13 protein-coding genes, 1 tRNA gene and 1 pseudogene are annotated in these 15,008 nt (G+C 60.8%); 7 read left to right on the top strand and 8 right to left on the bottom strand.

The window, feature by feature from the left end:
• The 3 genes and pseudogenes from NZN28_RS11270 to NZN28_RS11260 form a co-directional block, all read right to left on the bottom strand.
• Positions 1–272, bottom strand: a pseudogene (locus NZN28_RS11270) (alpha/beta hydrolase-fold protein); the annotation flags it as partial.
• Positions 273–349: 77 nt separating this feature from the next.
• Entirely contained in the window at positions 350–1,510 is a 1,161-nt protein-coding gene (locus tag NZN28_RS11265) for an ATP-grasp domain-containing protein (protein ID WP_295398237.1), read from the bottom strand.
• Between the two features lie 97 nt (positions 1,511–1,607).
• Positions 1,608–2,561, bottom strand: coding sequence for an RluA family pseudouridine synthase (locus NZN28_RS11260; protein WP_295398235.1), 954 nt, complete (start codon positions 2,559–2,561; stop codon positions 1,608–1,610).
• Positions 2,562–2,953: 392 nt separating this feature from the next.
• Here NZN28_RS11260 and ruvB point away from each other — a divergent pair, with 392 nt between their 5' ends.
• The 3 genes from ruvB (at position 2,954) to NZN28_RS11245 (ending at position 7,518) form a co-directional block, all read left to right on the top strand.
• Positions 2,954–3,943, top strand: coding sequence for a Holliday junction branch migration DNA helicase RuvB (ruvB, locus tag NZN28_RS11255; protein ID WP_295398234.1), 990 nt, complete (start codon positions 2,954–2,956; stop codon positions 3,941–3,943).
• A 179-nt stretch (positions 3,944–4,122) separates the two neighbouring features.
• A complete protein-coding gene (locus tag NZN28_RS11250; protein ID WP_295398233.1) occupies positions 4,123–5,169 on the top strand; it encodes a response regulator in 1,047 nt (348 codons plus the stop codon).
• A 429-nt stretch (positions 5,170–5,598) separates the two neighbouring features.
• Positions 5,599–7,518, top strand: a complete 1,920-nt coding sequence (locus NZN28_RS11245; RefSeq protein ID WP_295398232.1) for a cation-translocating P-type ATPase — start codon at positions 5,599–5,601, stop codon at positions 7,516–7,518.
• Between the two features lie 75 nt (positions 7,519–7,593).
• Here NZN28_RS11245 and NZN28_RS11240 read toward each other — a convergent pair.
• The 3 genes from NZN28_RS11240 to NZN28_RS14645 form a co-directional block, all read right to left on the bottom strand.
• A tRNA-Ala gene (locus tag NZN28_RS11240) sits at positions 7,594–7,669 on the bottom strand.
• Between the two features lie 41 nt (positions 7,670–7,710).
• Positions 7,711–7,884: a hypothetical protein gene (locus NZN28_RS11235; RefSeq protein ID WP_295398231.1), complete on the bottom strand. Its 174-nt coding sequence runs from the start codon at positions 7,882–7,884 to the stop codon at positions 7,711–7,713.
• Between the two features lie 29 nt (positions 7,885–7,913).
• Positions 7,914–8,114, bottom strand: a complete 201-nt coding sequence (locus tag NZN28_RS14645; RefSeq protein ID WP_367275833.1) for a Uma2 family endonuclease — start codon at positions 8,112–8,114, stop codon at positions 7,914–7,916.
• Between the two features lie 493 nt (positions 8,115–8,607).
• On the opposite strand from NZN28_RS14645, the gene NZN28_RS11230 reads away from it, so the two are divergent.
• The 3 genes from NZN28_RS11230 to NZN28_RS11220 all read left to right on the top strand — a co-directional run bounded on the left by NZN28_RS11230 (position 8,608) and on the right by NZN28_RS11220 (position 10,888).
• On the top strand, positions 8,608–8,958 hold the full coding sequence (locus tag NZN28_RS11230) for a type II secretion system protein (protein ID WP_295398229.1): 351 nt from the start codon (positions 8,608–8,610) through the stop codon (positions 8,956–8,958).
• A gap of 71 nt (positions 8,959–9,029) precedes the next feature.
• The gene (locus tag NZN28_RS11225; protein ID WP_295398228.1) at positions 9,030–9,380 is read left to right on the top strand and encodes a type II secretion system protein; all 351 of its coding nucleotides are present in this window, start codon (positions 9,030–9,032) and stop codon (positions 9,378–9,380) included.
• A 14-nt stretch (positions 9,381–9,394) separates the two neighbouring features.
• Positions 9,395–10,888 (top strand): hypothetical protein, encoded by a 1,494-nt coding sequence (locus NZN28_RS11220; RefSeq protein ID WP_295398226.1) that lies wholly within the window; start codon positions 9,395–9,397, stop codon positions 10,886–10,888.
• Here NZN28_RS11220 and NZN28_RS11215 read toward each other — a convergent pair.
• Complete coding sequence (locus NZN28_RS11215) at positions 10,859–12,220, bottom strand: hypothetical protein (RefSeq protein ID WP_295398225.1); 1,362 nt, start codon at positions 12,218–12,220, stop codon at positions 10,859–10,861. The two genes, NZN28_RS11220 and NZN28_RS11215, sit on opposite strands and share 30 nt — an antisense overlap.
• Before the next feature lie 149 nt (positions 12,221–12,369).
• Between NZN28_RS11215 and NZN28_RS11210 the strand changes: the two genes are divergently transcribed.
• On the top strand, positions 12,370–13,878 hold the full coding sequence (locus NZN28_RS11210) for an O-antigen ligase family protein (protein ID WP_295398223.1): 1,509 nt from the start codon (positions 12,370–12,372) through the stop codon (positions 13,876–13,878).
• A gap of 26 nt (positions 13,879–13,904) precedes the next feature.
• Here the strand turns inward: NZN28_RS11210 and wbaP are convergent.
• The coding region (gene wbaP, locus NZN28_RS11205; protein ID WP_295398221.1) for an undecaprenyl-phosphate galactose phosphotransferase WbaP at positions 13,905–15,008 on the bottom strand (1,104 nt) is incomplete at its 5' end.

The raw sequence follows: 15,008 nt of genomic DNA, 5'->3' as shown, positions 1-15,008 counted from the left end.
TAGTCGTTGTGACGGCGGGCCCGCGCCCAGGGGGGGATGCTCTGGTTGGTCCAGCTCTGGAAGTCAATGCCGTCCACGCAAAAAAACTTGACCCGCCCGGCTTCAATCATGGGCGAGAGGGCCTGGGCCATCCCGGCGTGGCCCTCCCAGTCGTACCAGCGCCCGTTCTGGGCCGGAAAGACCATCACCGGCTGGCCGTAGTGGCCGTAGAGCTTGAGTTCCATTTCCTGCCCCAGGTGGGGGCTATACCATTTGTGATATTCGGTGTGCATGGTGAACTCCGTTCAGAGGGGACTGAAGATATGTGAAGGGCGGGTGTTCCTATCCCCTCCTAATCCCTGAGTTCCATCTAGGCCCGCTCCTGAATTGCCTGCGCCGCCTGCAACAGGGTGGGCAACTCGGGGTGGCGCAGGATGTAGCCGTAGTTGCCGATGGCCCCGGCAAAAATACCGCTGATGCGTTCGTGGTGGGCCACCAGGGGGCCGAACTCGGCCATCACCTGTTCATGTGAACGCTTGTAGTGGATGTGGTCTTTGCGGCCCACATAGGTGCAGAAATAGGGGTGCTTGGCCTGCTGGCTCACGCTGCCATAGGTCAGCACGTTCACCCACTCACGGAAAACGTCTATGTCGTTGGCGTAGTTGAACATGTCAATCGAGAGGCCCCCCGGCGGGCGCATGTTCACCTCCAGCGCCACCAGCGAGCCGTCGTCTAAGCGGAAGAACTCGAAATGGAAGAAGCGCTCCACCACGTTGAAGGCCTCGACCACCCGGCGCCCGGCCTCGCGCAGGTCTTCGGGAATTTCCCGCACCATGTAGTAGTAGATGTCGGTATCCTCGTTGACCACGTCCATCACGCCTTTGGAGTACTCCAGCGAGCTGTCGAAAACCACCTGGCCCTTGATGTCGGTCAGGCCATCGTAGGTGATGATTCGGCCCGGAATAAACTCCTCCACGATGTAGTCCACCGGCGGCTTGGTGGCGATGTAGTCCATCAGCTCGGCATCGTTGGTGATTTTGTAGGTCTTGGCCGCGCCCACCCCCACATCGGGCTTGGCCACCACCGGGTAGCCCACCTCTTCCACAAAGTCCTGAACCTCCACCGCCGTGCGGCAGACCCGGCCCCGCGCCACCTTCAGCCCGGCCCGCTGGAAATACTGCTTCATGACCGATTTGCGCTTGACCCGGTCCATGTCCGCTGGACGCAGCCCGAAGATGTTGAAGTCCTCGCGCAGCCTGGCCTCGGTCTCGAGCCAGTACTCGTTCATGGAGTCGAGGCGCTCGAGCTTCCCGTACTTGTGGGTGAAAAAGCCCAGCGCCCGCACCAGCTCGTCGTAGTTGTGCATATCGGAAACCTTGTAATACTCGGTCAGGGCCTGCTTCAGTTCGGGGCGAAGCTGGTCGTATTCAGCATCGGCCAGGCCCAGCACGGTGTGGCCCGCTTCGCGCAAACGCACACAAAAAGGCCAGAAGTTGGGAGGGAAATGAGGAGAAAGAAACACAACATTCATACCGCACCTCCGGGGTTTTGTTCCCCAGTATTCCCAACCCATCCCCACAATTCAAGCCAAAAAGCCGGGCCACCCCAGACCCGGCGGCGGTTTGGAGTTACCCTTCTCGAATAGGCCCCATCGCCTCAGTCTGCAAGCCATCCGGCCAGCGCCCGCCCAAAAGCCCCCAGGCCCGCACCATATCGGCTGGAATGGGGGCCACAAAATGCAGGTACTTGCCAGTACGGGGGTGCTGCAGGCGCAACTCGTAAGCGTGCAAAGCCTGCCGCGCCATCAGTTCGGAGGGCCTGCCGTAGACCTCGTCGCCCAGGATGGGGGCGTGCAGGTGCTTCAGATGCACGCGAATCTGATGGGTGCGCCCGGTGTGCAGAATGGCCGAGACCAGGGCATATCTCTCCACCGAGGCCAGCACTTCAAAATCGGTCTGGGCGTGCCGGGCCGCAATCCCGCCCACGTGCATGCGGGTTCGGTCCACCGGATGACGGCCAATGGGGGCCGACAGGAGGCCCTCGGGCGGGATGCCCACCGTAAGGGCCAGGTAGCGCTTGTACACACTGCGCCCCGCAAAGGCTTCCGACAGGCGACGGTGGGCGGCCTCGTGGCGGGCCACCACAATCACCCCGCTGGTGTCTTTGTCGAGTCGGTGCACAATGCCGGGGCGCACCCGTTCGGGCCGGTCGGCCTCCTCGCCCTCCCCCGGCGAGACCTCCAGCCCAAAGCGGCCCAGGATGGCGTTGACCAGGGTTCCCGAGTACACCCCAGGCGCGGGGTGGGTGATCATGCCCGCCGGTTTGTTGATTGCGATCAGGTCGGGGTCTTCGTACAAGACCTCGAGCGGGATATCTTCGGCGGCCACCGCAGCCGCCACAGGCGGAGGCGGCTCTACCTCCACCGCCTCGCCCCGGAGCTTGTAGGAGGGCTTGGTCATGACCTTGCCCCCTACCCGAACCAGCCCCGCCTCGATCCAGGCCTGGGCCTTGGCCCTGGAGGTATTGGCCTCAAAGGCCAGGGCCTGGTCGAGTCGAACCCCGCTGGCCGAAAACCGCACCACCCTTGCCATTGTAGTGGATGGCCGGAGCGATTCAATGCACGGTCACAGATTGCGTGAGGAGCCCGCTTAGCCACCCCACCTGGCCTTTCGCAGCGGGTGCAGGCTAGGATTGACATGATTCGCTCACCGTGCAGGTGTGTTTGTACGGGCTTTGATGCGATGCAGCTTTCAATGCAAGGTCTGCCAGCTTGCGCCCCGCTGGTCAATCCAGGGTGCAGTCCCCTCACCGGACCTTACCCCACCTTTTCCGGGGCATCGGCTGATCGCTGCCCCTTCCGCCCATGCCCTGTTCTGAACGCCCTTCGGCGCACCCACCCCAGGCCCAGCTTTCGCCCACAGATGAAAGCCGGGTGGGTTACGCAAAAAACGTAACGGCCTGGGGGCCTGCCTGTATGATGAGGGGCGTGGAAGCCGATTTGACCCTGCGGCCCAAAAGCCTGGACGACTACGTGGGGCAGGCCAAACTCAAGCAAAAACTGCGGGTCTACCTCGAGGCCGCCAAAAACCGGGGCGAGGCCCTCGACCACCTCTTGCTGTTCGGGCCGCCCGGACTGGGCAAGACCACCCTGGCCCATGTGGTGGCCTACGAGCTGGGGGTAAACATCCGCGTGACCAGCGGCCCCGCTATCGAAAAACCCGGCGACCTGGCGGCCATCCTCACCAACACCCTCGAGGAGGGCGACATCCTCTTCATAGACGAGATTCACCGCCTTTCCAAAGCCGCCGAAGAGCACCTCTACCCGGCTTTGGAGGACTTCAAGATTGACATCGTGATTGGCGCCGGCCCCGCCGCCCGCACCCTGCGGCTCGATCTGCCCCGCTTCACCCTGGTGGGGGCCACCACCCGTCCGGGCCTCATCTCCGGGCCGCTGCGAAGCCGGTTTGGCATCATCGAGCACCTCGAGTTCTACACCGAAGCCGAGCTGGCCCAGGGCATCGAGCGCGACGCCCGGCTGATGGGCCTGGAAATCGAGCCCGAGGCCGCCCTGGAAATCGCCCACCGCAGCCGGGGCACCATGCGCATCGCCAAGCGGCTTTTTCGGCGGGTGCGCGATTTTGTGGAGGTAGCCGGGGAACCGGCGGTGCGCCTCGAGCGCACCCGGCACGCCCTCGACGCGCTGGGCATGGATGCTTTGGGCCTCGACGCCCGCGACCGGCTCATCGTGCAGACCGTGATCGAACGCTTCGCCGGAGGGCCGGTGGGCCTCGAGACCCTCGCCACCGCCCTCTCCGAAGACCCCGAAACCTTAGAGGAAGTCCACGAGCCGTTCCTGATTCAGCTCGGCCTGCTCAAGCGCACCCCCCGGGGCCGCCAGGCCACCGAGCGGGCCTACGCCCACTTCGGCTATCCCCTGCCCGAGCAAAGCCGCCTGCTGGAGTAAAAAGGGAACAGCCCCTCATGCGAAGGTCGGCCTCAGGGAACCGGGGTCGGCCCCCCAGCCCCAACGAGACCGGGCATACATCAGGCCCTCACCCGACTCCCCAAGCCCTGCCCCCTGTCCCCCTGGAAGTGCCATACTGAGGTGGGATTGCCTCCGGCAATCGCCAAGGATGCTTTGCTGTGATACGGGCCAGGCTGGACGAAATTGAACTGGGTGACCTGCTGCGAACCCTCGAGGCGGGCCGCAAAAATGCGGTTATCAACCTCACCTGCCCCCAGCTCAAGGGCCGGATTCACATCCGCGAGGGGAAAATCGCCTACATCCAGACCCACCCCGGCCCCCACCTGGGCGAGTACCTGGTGCGCTTCGACTACCTGACCCTGGAGCAGGTGCAGGAACTGGTCAAATTCCAGCAACAGGAGAACCCCGGAACCCCCCTGGGCTTTCTGGCCCTGCAACAAAAAATGGTCACCGAGGACGAGCTGAACGACGTGTTGCACGCGCAAATCCTGGAGGGGCTGGCCACCTTGCTGGGCCAGCCGGAGGGCGAGCTGGTGGCCGAAACCCCGCCCGTGGACGCCTCACAGGTGCTGCTGCCCGGGGTGACCGATACCAGCACCATTCTGATGGAAGCCCTTCGCCGCCTGGACGAGTGGATGCGGGGCAAGGTGGAGCCCGAAACCGTGCTGCAACTGGCCGGCGACCCCACCCGTCACGCCCTTTCACCCGACGCCTGGACGGTGCTGGAAGCCGTAGACGGGGTCCGGCGGGCCCGCTCGGTGGCGCTGGAATGCGACCTACCCGAGGAGCAGGTCTACCACCTGCTCTACGAGCTGAAAAGCCGGGGCATTCTGATGGAGGCCGATGTGCGCCCCCACGACCCGCTGCTCATGGTTTTGTGCGACTCCAACCTGATCCGGCGGCTTTTGCTGGTCACCCTCGAGCGCCACCGCTACCGGGTCATGCTGCCCCCCGACCTGCAAAGCGCCAAGCGCATCCTGGAGCACCACCGGCTCCACGGCGTGCTGCTCGAGGGGGCCGACCTGCCCGACAAGGTCCGCCAGCTGCGGGCCCTACCCAATGGACGCTACCTGCCCATCTGGCTGATTGCCGAACAACCCCCGCGGGGGCTTTGGGTCAGGAACGCTCGAGTCACCCACATCCCCAAGCCCTTTGGCGAAGAAGATTTGCTGGCGGCCCTCTCCGTTGTCAAGCGTCCCATCTAGAGCGCTCTTCACATATTGTGAGCCACTCGAGTTCGAGAAAGCCTTGTTACAGAACAGTGGCCGCCTGGAAACTCGAAAACATGCGTCTCGGCCCAGACGCATGCTCGTTTTCGTGGGCGGCCACGTCTGTGAAGCGCGCGATAAGGAAGCAAAGTTTCGGGATGCGGAACAGGTGTCAGAAACCGAACACCCACCTCCCCCACCCACTCTCACCTTGAGTATCCTTGAAAGTTGCTTGCACGCCTGAACCTGGTATCGCCAGATGCCGAATGTCCTGAGGGTAAAGCGGTACAATTTACGTGCGGAACGGGGATAATCCGCACTAAACTGCTCGGGATTGGACTTGCATCTGCCGGGCGTTCATGGAATACTCTTATTGATAATGATTACTATTTCCAGCAACACCCCTTTGGTCCAAAGGAACCCTTTATGAGCACGATTGCGGTCCCTTCCTCCCAACCCCAAAACCCCTGGCGGCTGTTCTGGCACCACGAGGTCAAGCGGGGCTTCCTGCTGTCCGGCCTGACCCTGCTGGGGGTGGTGGGGGGCTTTGTGGCCGGGGCCTATGAGCTGGCCTGGCTCCAGAACAGCCTGTGGGCGCTGGCTTTTCTGGCGGGGGGGGTTCCCTCGGCCCTCAAGGCGGTGCGAAGCCTGTTGCAGCAGCGCAAGCTGGACGTGGACCTGTTGATGGTGGTGGCCGCGCTGGGCGCCGCTTCGGTGGGGCAGGCCGGCGATGGGGCCATCCTGCTCTTTTTGTTCAGCCTCTCCAACACCCTGCAAAGCTGGGCCATGAACCGCACCCGGCGGGCCATCGAGGCCCTCATGACCCTGCACCCCGAGGGGGCCAGCGTGCTGCTGCCGGATGGCAGCGAGCAGTGGCGGCCCCTGGAAGCCCTGCGCCCCGGCGACCTGCTGGTGGTGCGCCCCGGTGAGCGCTTCGCCGCCGACGGCGTGGTGCTGGATGGCTTTTCCGATGTGGACGAGAGCGCCCTCACCGGCGAGAGCGTGCCGGTGGACAAAAAGCCGGGCGACCCCGTGAAAAGCGGCACCCTCAACGGCCATGGAGCCCTGCGGGTACGGGTCGAGCGGCCCGCCAGCGAGAGCACCCTGGCCAAACTCATCAAGCTGGTGGAAAGCGCCCAGGCCAGCAAAAGCCGCACCGAGCGCTTTGCCGAACGCTTCGAGGGGCCCTATACCGTCGCGGTGCTGCTGTCGGCCCCGGTGGTCTTTGCCGTGGCCCACTTTGTGTTTGGCCTCGAGGCTGCCCAGGCCTGGTACCGGGCCATGACCTTTCTGGTGGTGGCCAGCCCCTGCGCGGTGGTGATTGCCACGCCGGCGGCGGTGCTATCGGCCATGGCCGCGGGTGCGAGGGCCGGGGCTTTGTTCAAGAGCGGGGCCGCGCTGGAGTCCCTGGCCCGGGCCAATATCTTTGTGTTCGACAAAACCGGTACCCTGACCGAAGGGCGCATGAAACTGGTCGAGGTGGTCACGCTGCAGGGCTCCGAAACCGAGGCCCGGGCCCTGGCCGCCGGCATCGAGCGCTACAGCGAACACCCCATCGCCCAGGCTATTGCCCAGGGCTGGACGGGCCCCACCCCCGAGGTGGGCGAGATTCGGGCCGTGCGGGGCCACGGGGTGCTGGGCCTCCTGGCCGACGGCACGCAGGTCTGGGTGGGCAACCGGCGCCTGCTGGAGAGCCTGAATGTGGTGCTGCCGCCCGAAGTGGAAGCTCAAATGCAAGCCATGGAGTCGAGGGGCCTCACCACTGCCGTTCTGGGCACCGACCATCACCCCCTGGCCCTGCTGGGCGTGGCCGACACCCCCCGCCCCGAGGCGGCCCAGGCCATTGCCCGCCTTCAGCAGCAGGGCGCGCGGGTGGTCATGCTCACCGGCGACCGCAAAGCCGTGGCCCAGCACATCGCGGCCCAGGTGGGCATCACCGAGGTCTATGCCGAGCTGTTGCCGGAGGACAAACTGACCCGCATCCAGCAGCTAAACCAGGAAGGCACGGTGGTCATGGTCGGCGACGGCCTCAACGACGCCCCGGCCCTGAACGCCGCCGCGGTGGGGGTCTCGATGGCCGCCGGATCGGATGTATCGCTCGAGAGCGCCGACCTCGTGCTCATGAAAAACGACCTGACCCGCCTGGTGGGCGCCCAGCAGCTGGCCCGGGCCACCGCCCGCACCGTCTATTTCAACCTTAGCTTTGCCCTGGGGGTGATTGTGGTGGTGGGTGCTTTTGCCCTGGCCGGAAAAGTGCCCCTCCCGCTGGGGGTGGTGGCCCACGAAGGCGGCACAGTGTTTGTGGTGCTGGTGGGGCTTCGGCTCCTGGCCCACCGGGTTCGCTAGGCCACTGTGGGGTGGATGGGCGGCCCTGGACAGCCAAAAAAAACCCGTGGCGTTCATCCACGGGTTTTGCCTTTTTGGTGGAGCTGAGGGGATTCGAACCCCTGACCTTCTGAATGCCATTCAGACGCGCTCCCAGCTGCGCCACAGCCCCGCAAACAGCAAGGGAAAGTATAGGGGCCAGGGGCAGTCTCGTCAAGCCTCGTCGCGGGGTCGCCCGATGGGCACGTCCAACCCTTCGTACACCTCGCATAGGCTCTGGTGCATCCCCGGGCAGGGAATGGGAAGGCTGCCCTCCCCCATCGCATCCAGATAAAGCCAGTTTGGGCCTTCGCGGCCTCGAGCCGTCGCATGAGCAAGTCCGCCCACACATAGGCCCGCAGGCTCGTAATCTGGCGTTACTCGGCTAGCTTTTCCCACCGATCCAACACCTCTGTGCTGCGCGACAAAACTTCGACTACCAAGCAGGGGTACTCCACATAGTGCTCGTGGTTTTTCGGTTTACAACCCACCACAACATCCGGGCAATAGGCGGTCTGGAAGTCCACCCCCAGCTTCACATCGGCGAAATAGACCCCACGCCCGCGCCTCGAGCCCATCGCAGCAAGCGAACGACCAGGTTGCAGTAGGTTCGGTTGTGCACAAGGGCTTTTCCTGCCATCACATACAGCAACCCCTCCAGCAGCACGTGCCGAGCCTGTACTTTTTATTCCAGGGCCAGGTGCGCCCATAAACAAAGCAAATGCAACTGTTTTGTCGGCCCATGCCCCAGCCACCGGGCTCCACTCCACCTTGCTGGCGCCCTTTCCCAGATTCCTCGTGAGCCTTTGGCCTCCGGGCAAAAACGTCGAAGTTTGGAGGTTTGTACAGTCCTGGAGGTCGCAAAATACAAATCCGGCTGGGGGCCGGCCCCGTAACGCACAGGGGGCCTTGTTGGGTCAAATTCCACACGCCCTACAAAACCAGGGGCTATACTGAGCCCTGGAGTTTGGGAATAGGCCCGCTCCCACGAAGCTCCAAGCCCTCTCTGCACTACACCATGCCGCACCCATACCCATATTCAAAACGGTGCGGAACCCTAGGAGAAGAAGCATGAAAAAGTCCGGTTTCACCCTCATCGAGCTCCTGATTGTGATTGCCATCATTGGCATCCTGGCCGCGGTGCTGATTCCCAACCTGCTCAACGCCCGCCGCACCGCCACCGACCGCGCCGCCCAGGCCTACGGCCAGAACGTTTACAAAGCCGCCCTGGCCTATGTGGCTGAAGACCCGCAAAACGCTCTGGTCACTGGTAACTGTGCAACTGGATATAGCGCCGGCAGCTACAACGTACCCAGCCCTGGTAGTGGAACGGTTTCCAGTTGCACTGTTAGCGGCTCCGTCAACGCGCCGGTTGTAACGGTGACCAGCGCCAACAATAGAACCTACACCATCGGGCAGTAAACCCGCCTAGCCCAACCTATAGCCAGGGGATCAGTTGGTCTGGATCCCCTGGTTTTGATAAGGGGGTGCCGATGCGTAACAAGGGTTTTACACTTATTGAGCTCTTGGTTGTAATCGCAATCATCGGCATTCTGGCCGCAGTGTTGTTGCCCAACCTGATTCAGGCACGCCGATTGAGTATTGATCGAGCCGCGCAAGCCTACGGGCACAACGTATACAAAGCCGCCAATGCATATGTTGCGGAAGACCACAACAATAGCCTGGTTACCGGCGATTGCACCAACGGTTACTCGGCCGGAGGTTATGTCATCACAAGCCCTGGAGCTAGCACAGTGCAATCTTGCACGATCAGCGATCTGGGCGGTAACATTGCCCGAGTGGTTGTATCCAGCGCCACTGGCCGAACCTTCACCCTTCCATAAAGCAACGCTGTGGTATGGGAAGCCCCTCTCGCGAGGGGCATTTTCGTCTTTGGTTTGATGCCAACAACGCTATATTAAGTCCGATGAATCCATCAAACCAACATCGAATTGCGATTTCGCTTATCGCTTTTGCCGCCTTTTTTCCCCTGGTCTTGATTCCAGGGGCTCTATTCTGGAAACCCGGTCTAATTTTTGATACAGAACTCGCCCAAGCGCTAGAATTGTTTCAGCTATTTCCCAAGGTGCTTGTGCTTTTGCTGATTGGTCTATTGGGAATGCTCAGTGTTAGGGAAATACGGTGGCGCGAACCCTTTGTATTTCTTTTATTGAGTCACTTACTACTTGTACTGGCAGGCAGCCTTAATGCACGCGACGATTGGAGCTACGTTTGGCTTGGGCCGCAGCGGCGACTTGATGGCTTGTTATATCACGTAAGTTTGGTCCTCTACGCCATTGTTGCCTATCAGTTACTCTTGAAAATGCCGAGACTGGGCAACACGCTTCTGCTGGCATTGTTTGCCGGTGGCAGCTTTCAAGCAGTTCTGGCCCTTCTGCAACGTCTGCAGCTCGACCCCATTGGGCCATTGGTGAAGTGGAGCATGTACAGCAACCCGGTTGGCAGCCTCAGCCACCCGGGTATGCTGGCCGGTCTCCTCTTGCCCACTATACTGCTGGGGATATGGCTATTCACTCAACAAGTCAGTAGAAACTGCCGCTTCTTGCTGCTGCTAGGAGTTTTCTTGTCGGCTCTGGCCCTTGGCGCGTCCACCAACCGTGCGGCCTTGATCGCCTTGATTGTTGGCTTGGCGGGACTCATTTGGACGCATCGTACTTGGAGTGTGCTCTTTCTATCGGGATTTGCTATCGTCGCTGTACTTTGCGTTCAGTTCATTGTCCCGAACCGTCTGGGTTTTACGCGGGAGTATACTGCTACCAATACCCTCGAAAGTCGTTTTCAAATCTGGGCACTGGCCTATCAAAGCCTGGGCAAAATTCCAGGAGCACCCTGGATTGGAGGCGGGCCGGATGCTTTCAGGCTTGCCCTGTTGCGAGACCCGCCTGTAACCGATTTACTTGCTTTGACCAAACTGGAATTTGCCTGGCCTCAGGACGCACGTGTGAGCAGGGTTACAGTTGTGCTGCCTCCGAACGAGCAACGTCGCAGCAAATATCTTCAAGTGGAGTTTGAACAGTTTGAAGGCCAGAGCAACATCAAGCAAAACTACCCTATCACACTCGACAAGGCGCACAACCTTTGGCTGGATCGCCTGGTGGCTTTTGGTGGTTTGAGCATGCTGTTGTGGTTGTTGTTGTATTTGTATCCAATATGGAAAAGCTGGAAAAACCGCAGTCTCGCCTGGATTTGGGTATTGACAGCTTTAATGGTCTACTATCTGGCCTGGTTTCCGGTCATCGGAACCGAGCCTCTGCACGTATTGATTGCGGCTGTCGCCTGGGCTTCTATTCGTAGTGAAGTTTCAAACGCTGTCCGCCCTTCGCCCAACTAGGCTTCCTGTAGCGCAAGCACCTCCCAGAACAGCCCACAAAGTCCCTTCGATGTGAAAAGGGGCGAACCACAAGAACAAAAATGCGTGATAGGCAATGAGCCCCATTGCCAGCGGAGGGAACTTACTTACTGAACGGATTACGTACCAAAACAGTGCCAGGTAAAATGACAAACCCACCAGGCCACGCAACAACCCGATATCTAAAAACTGGTTGTGCGCTTTCCAGACAGAAATCCCCTGGATGGCGACTTTTCCATCAGCCAGCTCCACAAGAAGCACAGGTGAGGCTCGTGGGGCAAGGAAGACATCTCTAACCCGTTTTACACCCCACTCCATCTGAGCATATTTGTCAAGCTCATCTCTAGAGAGAAACCTCGGCCAGACCGTGTCAAACTGTCCTGCTCCCCACCCGGTTAAGGGTCGTTCCAGGATTCCTCGCACAGCCGCTTTCCACATGTAGAGGCGGGTTTGAGCTGTTGTGTTGTTTATAAGTTGGCGCTCACCTTCGGAATTGAGTGTACGAACCAGCAACCAGCCTGCTGACAGGCCCAAGCAGATCACCAGGCCAGTCACAAACATTTGCCGCCATTTACCCGCTAACAACAGCACACCAACACCCAGCGCCAGCAAGGCTGCCCTGTTGAATGTTGTTCCCAGTGCTGTGCTCACAACCAAAAGGGCAGATAACCCAATCCAACTCCGCTGCCGCAAAAAACCCAGCAAAATTCCAGCAACAAGGACAAAAAAACCCGCCAGATGACCTTTTTGTGGGAAAGTCACCATGGGCAGGCTTGCTACATGGATAGGGTAGAAAACCCCTTGACGGGAGACGATTTCAATCAGCGCAAGTAATGCCATCACAATACCCGAGACCACAACCGACCAGGCCAAGCGGCTGGGAAGCGCTGGATCGCGCAGTGTTTGCAGGTAAACCAACAAAAATACCCCAACCATAGCTAATGCAAACAATGCACCATCCCCACTGCCAAAAAACGAACCTAAGAGCGCCGCTATCGGTTCCAACGCAAAGAAAGCCGTCACCAAAGACCAAAGCCCGTACAGCAAAGCCAGCACAACAACTGGGTGCTGACGTAGGGCTCTTAGCAGATGACGGGCATCTCGAAAGCGCAACTTGGGGTGCTCTGCCCACTCCAGAATCAAGCCAACCGCTAAAAACAAAAGGGTTGCATTCGCTCTTATCGAATACGATTCGGAGAGTACATTGCTCAAATTTGCGCCCGGATTAATCAAAAACGTCGGATAAAACAACAGCACGTAGATAGCCGTATAAATGGGCCACCACCATTGATGCAAAAAAACACGAGCGGTCATTGGAGTGACTCTACAATGAAGCCGTGCTCGAGCCCGGTCATATTCGCACATTGTTCGCCCCGCTGGCTTTATTTGCAACGCTTTTTTGGTTGTGGCAGCAGGTCTTCTCGCATTATGAAGCCGCCCCCCTCTGGCTGGTGGGTGTGGCCATGGGAACCATAATTGCGGGGCTATCGAGGATTCCCCTAGCCTTATGGGCCTGGTGGGGACTGGGCTTGCTGAGCGTTTTATGGAGCCTAACCCCGGCCAATACCCTGGTGCTCGGCTTGTGGGAGCTGGCCTACCTGGCTGCCTTTGCCGCGGGCGGCTGGCTGGCGGGCTTGGTGGGATTGAACCTGGCCCTGCTTGGGTATGGGCTCCTGACCACGCTCACCCTGGCCTGGTCGGGACTGGTGATGTATTTTTCGGGTTCGGCCCACTACGTTGCGGGGGCGCAGGCGCTGGTGCTGCTTCCTCTGGGTATGGTGTGGATGTTTCGGGGGTGGCCCCTCCTGGCGGGCATCCTGCTCACGGGGGCTTTGTACATGGCCCTGATGTCGGCGGCTCGAGCGGTGTACCTGCCTCTGGGGGCTATGGCCTTTTTGCTGGTCTGGCGGCTCTGGCGGGAAGGCGTGGCGCCCTGGCGGCTTGGGGTAGGGCTGGGCGCGGTTTTGCTGGCAGTGATTGGCATAGACTCGCTGCTGCCCTTCTCTCCCATCGAGAGCGCCCTGGGGCTGAAGGCCTCGCTGGCCCGGCAAACCCAGGATTTGGCCGCCGAAGGCAGTTTTGGCAGCCGACTGCAAATGTGGGCGCAGACCCTTCACATCGCCCTCGAAGCGCCCTTCGGCACCGGCAACGGCAGTTTCCGGGACGTGCTGGCGGCCTACCAGCAATACCCGGGTGTGCTGTTCAGCAATGCCCACAACTACTACCTCGAGGCTGCCGCTACCGGAGGCTGGCTGCGGCTGTTGCTGCTATTGGGAGTTTTAGGCTGGGTGCTCTGGCGCGGCTGGAATTCCTCGGCCTGGCCCTGGGCTTTGGGGGCTGCGGGGCTGTGGGCGACCCTGGCTTTCGACATTACCGGCATGTACCCCGCCGTCATGATGCTGGCCTTTGCCAGCCTGGGGGCCGTCTACCGGCAAATCCTGGGGTCGGAGGGCAGCGATGCTTGCACCAAGCCAAAATGGGGCCTGGCCGTTTCGCTGGTTGGAATCGGGTTGGGGGTTGGGCTGGCGGTCTGGTGGTACTGGCCCTGCGCTCCCCACTGTGCCAGGCATCTAGGTTATCGCCCCGAGGTGCTGGCTGAAGCCGCCCGGCTTTCGGGCGCCGAGCGAGCCACGCTGTTGGAAAAAGCAGCCCGGCTCAACCCCAAAAGCCTGTGGGTCTACCGGGCCAAACTGCAATTTGCCCAGACCCCGGAAGAACAGCTCGCCACACTCTCCCAAATCAACCGCGCTTTCCCTCTTGCCAGCCCCAGCTACTACCTGCAACAAGCCCGCCTGGCCGCCCAGCTGGGGCGCAAGGCCGAGGCCATTGCGGCGCTCGAGGCTGGCTTGAAGCGTTTTCCCCCGGGCATCAGGCCCGCGGGAACCCCACTGGACGAGCAAGTCCGGAAAAGTTACCAGGATTGGAGCGTACAGGCCCCCGAATTGCTCAAGGAGCTTCAAAGCGCAGAATAGGTCGAAAAGCTTTTTTGCTGGCTTCTTCAGTAAGCCCCTTTTCTCCAAATCACTGCCCACACCGTGCGGGCCAGTACATAGAAGTCCAGCCAGGGCGACCAGTTGCGCACGTAATAGGTATCCAGCGCCACCCGCTGGGCATAGGTGGTGTCGTTGCGACCCGAAACCTGCCAAAGGCCAGTCATGCCAGGCAATACCTGGGCATAGAGCGAAAAACGATCGCCGTATCGCTCAACCTCGGCCTGTACGATTGGGCGCGGCCCCACCAAACTCATCTCCCCCACCAGCACATTCCAGAGCTGGGGCAGTTCGTCAAGACTGGTACGACGCAACCAGGCCCCCACACGGGTGATGCGGGGGTCACGTCGCAGCTTGCGGTCGCGCTCCCACTCATCCCTGAGAACAGGGTCTCGCTCGAGGGCTTTTTGCAAAACATCATCTGCATTCTGAACCATCGTTCGAAACTTCAGGGCTTTGAAGGGCCGCCCATCCTTACCGATGCGTAGATGGGCAAACATCACTGGACCACGTGAATCCAGGCGAATCAGTAGGGCCAGTAAAACCACGAGGGGTAACAGCAACAAGCCTCCCAACCCCGCTCCCAGTAAATCAAGCCCGCGCTTAAGCCAACGGGCCGAGGGTTGGAGCAAGTTGTGGCGTATATCCAGGCCCAGGATGCCACCCATATCGGTAGCCGAGACCCACAGGCTTGCCATGCCGAACAGATCGGGAACTAGGGTCAGTTTGGGAAAGGCACTGCCGTAACGCTCTATAACCTCCAAGAGCCGTGCCCTCGAGGCTCCCGGAATTGCCAGCACTGCGTGTCGGATACCCCACTCCTGGGCCATACGGGGGGCCAGTTCTAGCCCACCCAGCACCGGCAGCCCTAGGCGTTCGCCTCTTTTGTTGGGGTCGTCGTCGAGAAAAGCTACGGGCTTTAGGCCCAGCCCCGGTTGCTGACAGAGAGCCTCTACCACTGCCTCACCGGTCTTGCCCGCCCCCAGTACCACCACAGGATAGCCCCACCAAGGTTTTGCTGCAAACCAGTGTCGTAGAAGGGCTCGGCCAAGCGGAACTCCCACTAGGCTCAGCACCCAGGCCACTAGGAAAATGGATCGCGAGTAAGTTTC

This window comes from Meiothermus sp. (genome assembly GCF_025056915.1).
Lineage (GTDB): Bacteria > Deinococcota > Deinococci > Deinococcales > Thermaceae > Meiothermus.
Note: the sequence above shows the minus strand (reverse complement) of the source record. Positions and strands in the feature narration are given on the sequence as shown.

Coding starts and splice junctions, on each gene's coding strand:
- NZN28_RS11265 (WP_295398237.1), bottom strand. CDS start 1,510: ATGAATGTTGTGTTTCTTTCTCCTCATTTCCCTCCCAACTTCTGGCCT.
- NZN28_RS11220 (WP_295398226.1), top strand. CDS start 9,395: ATGGGAAGCCCCTCTCGCGAGGGGCATTTTCGTCTTTGGTTTGATGCC.
- NZN28_RS11230 (WP_295398229.1), top strand. CDS start 8,608: ATGAAAAAGTCCGGTTTCACCCTCATCGAGCTCCTGATTGTGATTGCC.
- ruvB (WP_295398234.1), top strand. CDS start 2,954: ATGATGAGGGGCGTGGAAGCCGATTTGACCCTGCGGCCCAAAAGCCTG.
- NZN28_RS11225 (WP_295398228.1), top strand. CDS start 9,030: ATGCGTAACAAGGGTTTTACACTTATTGAGCTCTTGGTTGTAATCGCA.
- NZN28_RS11245 (WP_295398232.1), top strand. CDS start 5,599: ATGAGCACGATTGCGGTCCCTTCCTCCCAACCCCAAAACCCCTGGCGG.
- NZN28_RS11210 (WP_295398223.1), top strand. CDS start 12,370: ATGGGAACCATAATTGCGGGGCTATCGAGGATTCCCCTAGCCTTATGG.
- NZN28_RS11215 (WP_295398225.1), bottom strand. CDS start 12,220: ATGACCGCTCGTGTTTTTTTGCATCAATGGTGGTGGCCCATTTATACG.
- NZN28_RS14645 (WP_367275833.1), bottom strand. CDS start 8,114: ATGGGCTCGAGGCGCGGGCGTGGGGTCTATTTCGCCGATGTGAAGCTG.